Annotated in this window: 1 protein-coding gene; it reads right to left on the reverse strand. The window is 75.8% G+C overall.

Annotation, left to right across the window (positions count from 1 at the left end; translation table 11 throughout):
• Positions 1-17: 17 nt before the first annotated feature.
• On the reverse strand, positions 18-10,331 hold the full coding sequence (locus OG386_RS02315; RefSeq protein WP_328786494.1) for a type I polyketide synthase: 10,314 nt from the start codon (positions 10,329-10,331) through the stop codon (positions 18-20).
• Positions 10,332-10,421 lie beyond the last annotated feature (90 nt).

Genomic DNA, 10,421 nt, shown 5'->3' on the forward strand with positions numbered 1-10,421 from the left:
TCCGCACTTCGGGCACGTCAGAAGTTGCTGTTGCTGGTGGTGTTGCCGGGGGTGTCCTCGTCGAGGCCGCCACCGCCGTCGAGGGCGAGGTCGAGGAGGTCCTGGAGGTCCATCTCGTCGATGGACCCGCCCGGGTCGGCGGCGGCGCCCGCACCGGTGTCGGTGCCGGGGGCGTCGGGTCCGGCGAGCCGCAGGAGGGTGTCGAGGAGTCCCGCTTCGCGGATCCGGCCCATCGGAATGGTGGCCAGGGTCCGGCGCAGTTCCACGTCCTGCGGGTCGGTGTCGATTTCCATGCCGGCTGCGCCGGCCGTACCGCCGCCGCCCTCGGGGAAGAGTGTGCGCAGCAGGTGGCGGGTCAGGGCCTCGGGGTTGGGGTAGTCGAAGACGAGGCTGGACGGCAGCCGCAGGCCGCACGCGGCGCCCAGGCGGTTGCGCAGCTCGACCGCCGTGAGGGAGTCGAAGCCGAGGTCCTTGAAGGCCCGGTCGGCTGCGACGGCGTCCGCGGACGGGTGGCCGAGTGCTGCCGCCGCGTGCTCGCGCACGAGGTCGAGGAGCGCCGCGCCGCGGTCGTCCCCGGACAGTTCGGTGAGCTCGCGGAGTACGGCCGCCGACGGGTCGGCGGTCGCGGACGTGGCCGCGCCGGGGGCCTGCTCGCGCAGGGCGGCGCGTACCTCGGGCAGGTCGCCGACGAGCGGGCGGGGCCGTGCGGCGGCGAACACCGGGGCGAACCGCTCCCAGTCGACGGAGGCCACGGTCACCGCCGCGTCCCGGCCGGCGAGGGCGCGTTCCAGGGCCAGCAGGTTCGTCCGCGGGTCCACGGGCGGCAGTCCGCGGCGGCTGAGCTGCTCCTCCGCGTCGCCTTCGGTGGCCATGCCCGCCTCGGCCCACGGTCCCCAGGCGATCGCCGTGGCGGCGAGCCCGCGGGCCGCGCGGCGTTCGGCGAGCGCGTCGAGGAAGGTGTTGGCGGCCGCGTACGCCCCTTGGCCGCCGCTGCCCCAGACGCCGGCGATGGAGGAGAACAGGACGAACGCGTCGAGGGAGTCCGGTGCGTCGAACAGCGCGTCGAGGTGGACGGCGCCGGCGGTCTTGGCGGTGACGACCCGGGCGAACCCGGGCAGGTCGGTGCCCGTGCCGGGCGGCTGGGAGACACCTGCGGCGTGCACGACCGCGCGGACGGGGGTGCCGTCGGCCGCCAGGCCCGCGACGAGTGCTTCGAGCGCGTCCCGGTCGGTGACGTCACAGGCCGCCAGGGTCACGGCCGCGCCGAGCGCTTCGAGTTCCGCGCGGGTCTCGCCCGCGCCGGGGGCGTCGGCGCCGCCGCGGCTGACGAGGACGAGCCGCTGCGCGCCGCGTTCGGCGAGGCGGCGTGCCACGTGCCGGCCGAGCGCGCCGGTGCCGCCGGTGATGAGCACGGTGCCGGCCGGGGTCCACCGCGGCGCGGGGCCGACGCCGGTCGACGGGGCGTGGGCGAGGCGTCGTACGAACGGGCCCGCGGCGCGGAGGGCGAGCTGGTCCTCGTCGCCCGCACCGGTGAGTACGGCCGAGAGCCGGGACAGGGCGCGCTCGTCGCTCGCCTCGGGCAGGTCCACGAGTCCGCCCCAGCGGTCGGGGTGCTCCAGTGCGACGACCCGGCCCAGGCCCCAGACCTGGGACTGGGCGGCGCCGCCGAGCGTGTCGCCGGGGACGGCGGCGACGGCGTCACGGGTGACGCACCACAGGGGCGCGTCAGCGCAGCTGGCCGGCCCGTCGGGGCCGGTGAGTACCGAGACGAGGGCGGCCGTGACGGCCAGGCCGACGGGGACCGCCGGGTGCTCGGGGTGCGGGCGCTCGTCCAGTGCCAGCAGCGACAGGACGCCGGTGACGGGTCCGCCGGCGGCGGCCGCCGCGTCGCGCAGCGCCTCGTCCAGGTGCGTGCGCAGCACCGCCGGGTCGCTGTCTGCGACGTCGAGCGGGAGCGGCAGGATCCGGGCCCCGTCGCCGCTGATGCGGTCGGTCAGCGCGCGGACCCACGGGTCCGCGGCCTGCGCGGCGGGTACGGGGAGCAGCCAGGTGCCGTCGACGGTCGCGGGGGTGCCCCGGTCCGCGCCGGACCACGGCTGCCAGGTGACGCGGTACAGGAGGGAGTCGGCCCGCTCCTGCGCCCGCTGCTCGCGCCGCCAAGCGGAGAGGGCGGGCAGTACGGCGCTGAGCGGCTGGTCGCCGTCGATGGCGAGCTCGTCGGCGAGGGCGGTCAGGTCGGCCCGCTCGACGACGTCCCAGAACCGGGCGTCGGTCTCGCTCCCGGCGGAGCCGTCCTGGGCGGGGCCGGTGCGCGCGGTGGCGGGCTCGGGCCAGTGGCGGCGGGACTGGAAGGGGTAGGTGGGCAGGTCGACGCGCCGGGCTCCGGCCGCGGTGGCGGCGAAGTACGCGCGCCAGTCGAGGGGGATGCCCCGGGTGTACGCGTGGGCGAGGGCGGTGGTGGCGGTCTCGGCTTCGGCGTCGGGGCGCGCGGCGCGCAGGACCGGCACGAACGTGGCGTCCTGCGTGACGCAGTCCTGGGCGAGGGCGGAGAGCACGCCGTCGGGTCCGAGTTCGAGGTACGTGGTGACTCCGGCGGCCTCGAGGGCGCGGATGCCGTCGAGGAAGCGGACGGCGTCGCGGACGTGCCGCACCCAGAAGTCGGCGGAGGCCATCTCGTCGGTGACGAGGGCGCCGGTCAGGTTCGATACGACCGGGATGCGGGGGCTGCCGTATGTGATCTCCTCGGCCACCTTGCGGAAGTCGGCCAGCATGCCGTCCATGTGCGGCGAGTGGAACGCATGGCTGACGGTGAGCCGCTTGGACTTGCGGTCGGGGAACGCGGCCGCGATCGCGGTCGCCGCATCCTCGTCACCAGCCACCACGACCGACAGCGGACCGTTGATCGCCGCGATACTCACCCGGTCGGTCAGCAGCGGCAGCACCTCGGCCTCCGACGCCTGCACCGCGATCATCACACCGCCCGACGGCAGCGCCTGCATCAGACGCCCACGGGCGGCGACCAGCCCGCACGCGTCCTCCAGAGACAGCACGCCCGCCACATGGGCAGCGGTGATCTCACCGATGGAGTGACCGGAGAGGAAGTCCGGCCGCAGACCCCACGATTCGAGGAGCCGGAACAGCGCCACCTCGACCGCGAACAGGGCCGGCTGGGCGTACTCCGTACGGTCCAGCACAGCGGCGTCCGACCCGAACAAAACGTCCTTCAGCGACAGTTCCAGCTTGTCGCACACCGCTTCCAGCGCGGCGGCGAACACCGGGTGGGTCTCGTACAGTTCACGGCCCATGCCGACCCGCTGGCTGCCCTGTCCGGTGAACAGGAACGCCAGCCCGCCCCCGGAGAGCGTCCCGCGGGTCAGCCCCGGCGTCTGCTCGTCGGCCGCGAGGGCTGCGAGGGCGCGCAGCAGGCCCGTACGGTCGCCCGCGGCGAACGCCGCCCGGTGTTCGAGGCCCGCGCGGCCGGTGGCCAGGGAGAAGGCCAGGTCCGGGAGGCCGGAGCCGTCCTCGGCAACGGCCTCCTCGGCGACGGTCAGCAGCCGGGCCGCCTGGGCGCGGAGCGCCTGCGGGCTCCTGGCCGACAGGACGTACGGAACCGGTCCGGCGGCCGAAGTCGGCGCCGTCGGGCGGTCCGTGGGCTCGGGGGCCTGCTCGATGATCGTGTGGGCGTTGGTGCCGCTGATGCCGAACGAGGACACCGCCGCCCGCCGCGGCCGACGGGTCTCGGGCCACGCCGTGGTCTGCGTCAGCAGGGCGATGTCACCGGCCGTCCAGTCGACGTGCGGGGTGGGCTCGTCCACGTGGAGGGTCTGTGGGAGCACCCCGTGGCGCATGGCCAGCACCATCTTGATCACGCCCGCCACGCCTGCGGCGGCCTGCGTGTGACCGATGTTCGACTTGATGGAGCCCAGCAGAAGCGGCTGGTCGGCCGGGCGGTCCTGGCCGTACGTGGCCAGCAGCGCCTGCGCCTCGATCGGGTCACCGAGCCGGGTACCCGTACCGTGCGCCTCGACCGCGTCCACGTCGGCGGCCGACAGACCCGCGCTCGCGAGCGCGGCGCGGATCACCCGCTGCTGCGACGGACCGTTCGGGGCCGTCAGACCGTTGCTGGCGCCGTCCTGGTTGACGGCCGAGCCGCGCACGACGGCCAGTACCGGGTGGCCGTGGCGCTGGGCGTCCGACAGCCGCTCCACGAGCAGCATGCCGACGCCCTCGCCCCAGCCCGTACCGTCGGCCGCCGCCGCGAACGCCTTGCAGCGGCCGTCGGGGGCGAGCCCGCCCTGGTGGCTGAACTCGCTGAACGTTCCGGGCGTCGACATCACCGTCACCCCGCCCGCGAGCGCGAGGGTGCATTCACCGCCCCGCAGTGCCTGGATCGCCCAGTGCAGGGCGACCAGCGACGAGGAGCAGGCGGTGTCGACGGTGACGGCGGGGCCCTCCAGGCCGAGGGCGTAGGAGACGCGGCCGGACATGACGCTGCCCGCGTTGCCGGTCATCACGTGGCCGAGGACGCCGTCCGGGTCGTCGGAGCGCTCCAGCTGGGCGTCGTAGCCGCCGTACGAGGCGCCGACGAACACGCCGGCCCGGGTCCCGCGCAGCGACGACGGGTCGATGCCCGCCCGCTCGATGGCCTCCCAGGAGGTTTCGAGGAGCAGGCGCTGCTGCGGGTCCATGGCGAGGGCCTCGCGCGGCGAGATGCCGAAGAAGTCCGCGTCGAAGGAGTCCGCGTCGTGGACGAATCCGCCCGCGAAGGTGTGGCGGTCGTCCTGTCCGGCGTACAGCTCGGCGGTGTCCCAGCCCCGGTTGCCGGGGAGTCCGGCGATCGCGTCGCCGCCGGTCTCGACGAGGTGCCACAGCTCCTCGGGGCTGCGGACGCCCCCGGGGTAGCGGCAGCTCATGGCGACGATCGCGATGGGGTCGTCGGCGAGGGCCGCGGCAGCGCCGGGCGTGGCGTCCGCGTCTGCGTCCAGGTCTGCGTCGTCGGTGTCTCCGAGGAGTTCGGCGCGCAGCTGGCGGGCGAGGGCGGTGGGCGTGGGGTGGTCGAAGACGAGCGTGGTGGCCAGGCGCAGTCCGGTGGCCGCGCCGAGACGGTTGCGCAGTTCGACGGCGGTCAGCGAGTCGAAGCCGAGGTCCTTGAACGCCTTGGCGGGCTCGACCTGTTCGGCCGAGGCGTGGCCGAGTACGGAGGCGACCTGCGCCCTCACCAGGTCCAGCAGGGCGCGGTCCTGTTCGGGGCGGGTGAGGCCGGTCAGCCGTTCGGCGAGCGGGGTGCCCGCGTCGGTACGGGTGCGCGCGGTACGGCGCCCGGCCGCGCCGAGGAGTTCGCGGAACACGGGGGCGACGGGGCCGGGTGCGGCGGCGTCGCGCAGTGCGGCGGGGTTGAGGCGGGCGGGGACGAGGACGGGCCGGCCGCAGGCCAGCGCCGCGTCCAGCAGGGCCATGCCGTCGGCGGCGGTCAGGGCGCCCATGCCGTGCTGCTCCATGCGTCGCAGCTGCGTCTCGTCGAGGCCGGCGGTCATGCCGCTGGCGTCGGCCCACAGGCCCCAGGCGAGGGCGGTGGCCGACAGGCCCTGGTGGTGGCGGTGCTGGGCGAGGGCGTCCAGGAAAACGTTGGCGCAGGCGTAGTTGGCCTGGCCCGCGCTGCCGAGGGTGCCGGCGATGGCGGAGTAGAGGACGAACGCCGTCACCGGCAGGTCGCGCGTGAGTTCGTGCAGGTGGAGGGCGGCGACGGCCTTCGGCCGCAGGACGGTGTCCAGGCGCTCGGGGGTGAGGGATCCGAGCACGCCGTCGTCGAGGACGCCCGCCGTGTGGATCACGGTGGTGAGCGGGTGCTCGGCGGGGATGCCGGCCAGGACGGCGGCGAGGGCGTCTCGGTCGGCGGCGTCGCACGCCGCCCAGGTGACCTCGGCGCCCAGCGCGGCCAGTTCCGCGGTGCGTGCGGCGGCGCCGGGCGCGTCGGCGCCGCGGCGGCTGAGCAGCAGCAGGTGGCGTACGCCGTGGGCGGTGACGAGGTGCCGGGCGACGATCCCGGCGAGGGTGCCGGAGCCGCCGGTTATCAGGGCGGTGCCGTCCGGGTCGATGACGACGGCGTCGGCCGCCGGGGCGGCGGCGGGCGGGGTGCGGCGCAGCCTCGGTACGTGGACGGCCCCGTCGCGCAGCAGCAGCTCGGGCTCGCCGGAGGCGAGGGCCGCGGCGAGGAGTGCGCTCTCGTCCGGGTCGGCGGGGCCGGCCAGGTCGCGGACGTCGGCGAGGAGGAAGCGGCCGGGGTTCTCGGTCTCCGCCGAACGCAGCAGCCCCCGGACGGCGGCGTGCGGGAGGTCCTCGCCGCCTTCGCCGGGCCCGGCGACCGCGCCGCCGGTCACGACGACCAGGCGGGACGCCTCGAACCGGGTGTCGGCGGACCAGGCGCGCACGAGGGCGAGCGCCCGGTGCGCGGCCTCGCGCAGGGTGTCCTCCGCGAGGGGGCCGCTCTGGCGGGGGAAGGGTGCCAGGACGTACGCCGGTACGGGCAGGCCCGCGTCGACCGCCGCGCCCAGCTCGGCCAGGTCGGCGTAGCGGGTGGCCCGGCCGAAGCCGGTGGGGCCGAGGACGGCCCAGCCGCCGGCGGGCTCGGCCGCGACGACGTCCGGCCGGAGCGGCAGCGGCGCCCAGTCGAGCTGGAACAGCGCCTCGCGCAGGACGGCCGGTACCTGCAGCGGGGCGCCGGTCGTCCCGGTGGTCCCGTCCGTGAACGGCCGCGGGGCCAGTCGGCCGATGGTCGCGACCGGGTCGCCGAGGTCGTCGGCGAGGTCCAGGGCGAACGCGCCGTCGGCGGCCGGCCGGATACGGACGCGCAGGGCTCCCGCGCCCTGCGCGTGCAGGGTCACGTCCGACCAGGCACTGCCCGGCCCGACGCCCGGGCCCGGGCGGTCGGCGTACGGGAGTGCCAGGGCGAGCGCGGTGTGCGCGGCGGCGTCCAGCAGCGCCGGGTGCAGGCCGAAGTCGGCCGCGTGCGGGCGCACCTGCGGGTCGCTCTCGGGCAGGCGCACCTGGGCGAAGTACGCGCCGTCGAGGTGCCAGGCCGCCTCGACGGTGGCGTGGAGGTCGTCGGTGGCGACAGCTTCCGCGCCGGCGGGAGGCCACGCGGCCAGGTCGAAGGCCGTGGCCCGCGCGGCGGGCGCGAGGGCGCCGTGGGCGTGGCGCGTCCACCTGGTGTCGGCGGTGGCGTCGTCCTCCGGCCGGGCGGACACGGTGAAGGTACGGCGGCCCTGCTCGTCGGGGCTCTCGACGAGCACCTGGACGCGGACGCCGCCGTCGGCGGGCAGCGCGAGCGGCGCGTCGAGCACCAGCTCCTCGACGTGCCCGCAGCCGGCCTGGTCGCCCGCGCGTACGGCGAGTTCGACGAACGCGGCGCCGGACAGGACGGCCGTGCCGGCCACGGTGTGGCCGGCGAGCCACGGCTGGGTGCGGAGCGAGAGCCGGCCGGTGCACAGCACCTGCTCGGAGCCGGCCAGGGTGACGGCCGCGCCGAGCAGCGGGTGCGCGGCCGGGTCGAGTCCGGCGACGCTGACGTCGCCGGCGGGCGCGGCACCGGGCTCCAGCCAGTAGCGCTCGTGCTGGAAGGCGTAGGTGGGCAGGTCGATGCGCTGGGCGCCGGTGCCTGCGAAGTACGCCTGCCAGTCGACGGTGGCGCCGTGGGCGTGGGCGCGGGCGAGGGCGGCGAGGGCCGTCTCGGGTTCGGGCCGGCCGGCGCGCAGTGCGGGGACGAAGGCCGCGTTCTCGCCGGTGACGCAGTCCTGGGCGAGCGCGGACAGCACGCCGTCGGGGCCGAGTTCGACGTACGTGGTGACTCCGGCGGCCTCCAGGGCGCGGACGCCGTCGAGGAAGCGGACGCCCTCGCGGACGTGACGGACCCAGAACTCGGCGGAGGCCATCTCGTCGGTGACGAGGGCGCCGGTCAGGTTGGAGACGACCGGGATGCGGGGGCTTTCGTACGTCAGCCCCGCCACGACCTGGCGGAAGGCGTCGAGCATGCCGTCCATGTGCGGCGAGTGGAACGCGTGGCTGACGGCGAGCCGCTTCGTCTTCCGGTCGGGGAACTCCTCGGCGATCGCCGCCGCGGCGCCCTCGTCACCAGCGACGACCACCGACTGAGGGCCGTTGACCGCCGCGATGCCCACCCGGTCGGTGAGCAGCGGCAGGACCTCGTCCTCGGAGGCCTGGACGGCGATCATGGCGCCGCCGGCGGGCAGCGCCTGCATGAGGCGTCCCCGCGCGGCGACCAGGGTGCACGCGTCGTCCAGGGAGAACACGCCGGCGACGTGCGCGGCGGCGATCTCGCCGATGGAGTGGCCGGAGACGAAGTCCGGCCGCAGACCCCAGGATTCGAGGAGCCGGAACAGCGCCACCTCGACGGCGAACAGCGCGGGCTGGGCGCACCCCGTACGGTCCAGCACGGCGGCGTCGGACCCGAACAGGACGTCCTTCAGCGGGAGTTCCAGCCGTGCGCACACCGCGTCGAGGGCGTCCGCGAACACCGGGTGGGTCTCGTACAGTTCGCGGCCCATGCCGGGGCGCTGGCTGCCCTGGCCCGTGAACAGGAACGCGGTGCGGCCCTCGGTGACGCTGTCCGTGACCAGGCCCGCGGCCTCCTGGCCGGCGGCGAGCGCGGCGAGGGCGGCGGCGAGGTCCTCGTCCGTACGGCCGAGGAGCACCGCGCGGTGTTCGAGGGCGCCGCGCGTGGTGGCGAGGGAGTAGCCGAGGTCGAGGGCCGGGGTAGCGCCGTCCTGGGCGCGGGCGGCGATCAGGCGGGCGGCCTGGGCGCGCAGGGCTGCGGCGCTGCGGGCCGACAGCGTCCAGGGGAGCACGGCGGGCCCGGCGGCGGTCGGGACGGGGGCCCGGGAGGGCGTCTCACCCTCCGGGGCCTCACCCTCCGGTCGCTCCTCCTGCGGGGCCTGCTCGATGATGGTGTGCGCGTTGGTGCCGCTCACACCGAAGGCGGAGACGGCCGCCCTGCGCGGGGCCCCGGTCTCGGGCCACGCCATGGACTCGGTCAGCAGCGACACCGCTCCGCTCGACCAGTCGACGTCGGGGGTCGGCTCGTCGACGTGCAGGGTCCGCGGCAGCACCCCGTGGCGGATCGCCATGACCGTCTTGATGATGCCGGCGACACCGGCGGCGGCCTGCGTGTGGCCGATGTTGGACTTGAGGGAGCCCAGGCGCAGCGGCCGGCCCTGCGGGCGGTCCTGGCCGTATGTGGCCAGCAGGGCCTGCGCCTCGATGGGGTCCCCGAGCCGGGTGCCCGTGCCGTGGGCCTCGACGGCGTCGACCTCGGCGGCCGACAGCCGGGCGTTCTCCAGGGCCTGGCGGATGACGCGCTGCTGGGAGGGGCCGTTGGGGGCGGTCAGGCCGTTGCTGGCGCCGTCCTGGTTGACGGCTGAGCCACGGACCACGGCGAGCACGGGGTGCCCGTTGCGGCGGGCATCGGAGAGGCGCTCCACCAGGAGGACGCCGACGCCCTCGGACCAGCCGGTGCCGTCGGCGGCCGCCGCGAACGACTTGCAGCGCCCGTCGGCGGCGAGGCCGCGCTGACGGCTGAACTCGACGAACACGTCGGGGGTGGGCATCACGCAGACGCCGCCGACCAGGGCGAGCGTGCACTCGCGCTGGCGCAGGGCCTGCCCGGCCAGGTGCAGGGCCACGAGGGAGGAGGAGCAGGCCGTGTCGATGGTCGCGGCGGGCCCCTCCAGGCCGAGGACGTAGCTGACCCGGCCCGACAGCACGCTCGTCGCGCCACCCGTCAGGAGCAGCCCTTCTAGCCCCTCCGGGACCTCCCGCAGGTCGGCCCCGTACCCCATGGCGCCCGCGCCGATGTAGACGCCGGTACGGCTGCCGCGCACGGACGCCGGATCGATTCCGGCCCGCTCGAACACCTCCCAGGAGGCTTCCAGGATCTGGCGCTGCTGCGGGTCCATGGCGAGGGCCTCGCGCGGCGATATGCCGAAGAATCCGGGGTCGAACACGGTGGCGTCGGTGAGGAATCCGCCGCCGGTGTTGTAGAAGGTGCCCTTGCGGTCGGGGTCGGGGTCGGCGAGGGAGGCGATGTCCCAGCCGCGGTCCCCGGGAAATCCGGTGATGGCGTCACCGCCCTCGGCGACCAGCCGCCACAGGTCCTCCGGGGAGCCCACTCCGCCCGGGAAGCGGCAGCTCATCGCGACGATGGCGAGGGGCTCGTGGGCGTCCTGCTCGACCTCCTGGAGACGGCGGCGGGCCCGCCGCAGCTCCGTGGTCATCCACTTCAGGTTTTCGAGAAGCTTTTCTTCGTTCGCGCCGGCCACTGGAACGTCACCTCCTGGAGAAATGCGGAATGCATACGGGATTCGGAATCGGCTGGGAAAGCCGATCGGGCATCGGATCGGGCATCAGGT

Origin of the sequence: Streptomyces sp. NBC_00273 (assembly GCF_036178145.1) — a bacterium.
Classification (GTDB): Bacteria; Actinomycetota; Actinomycetes; order Streptomycetales; family Streptomycetaceae; genus Streptomyces.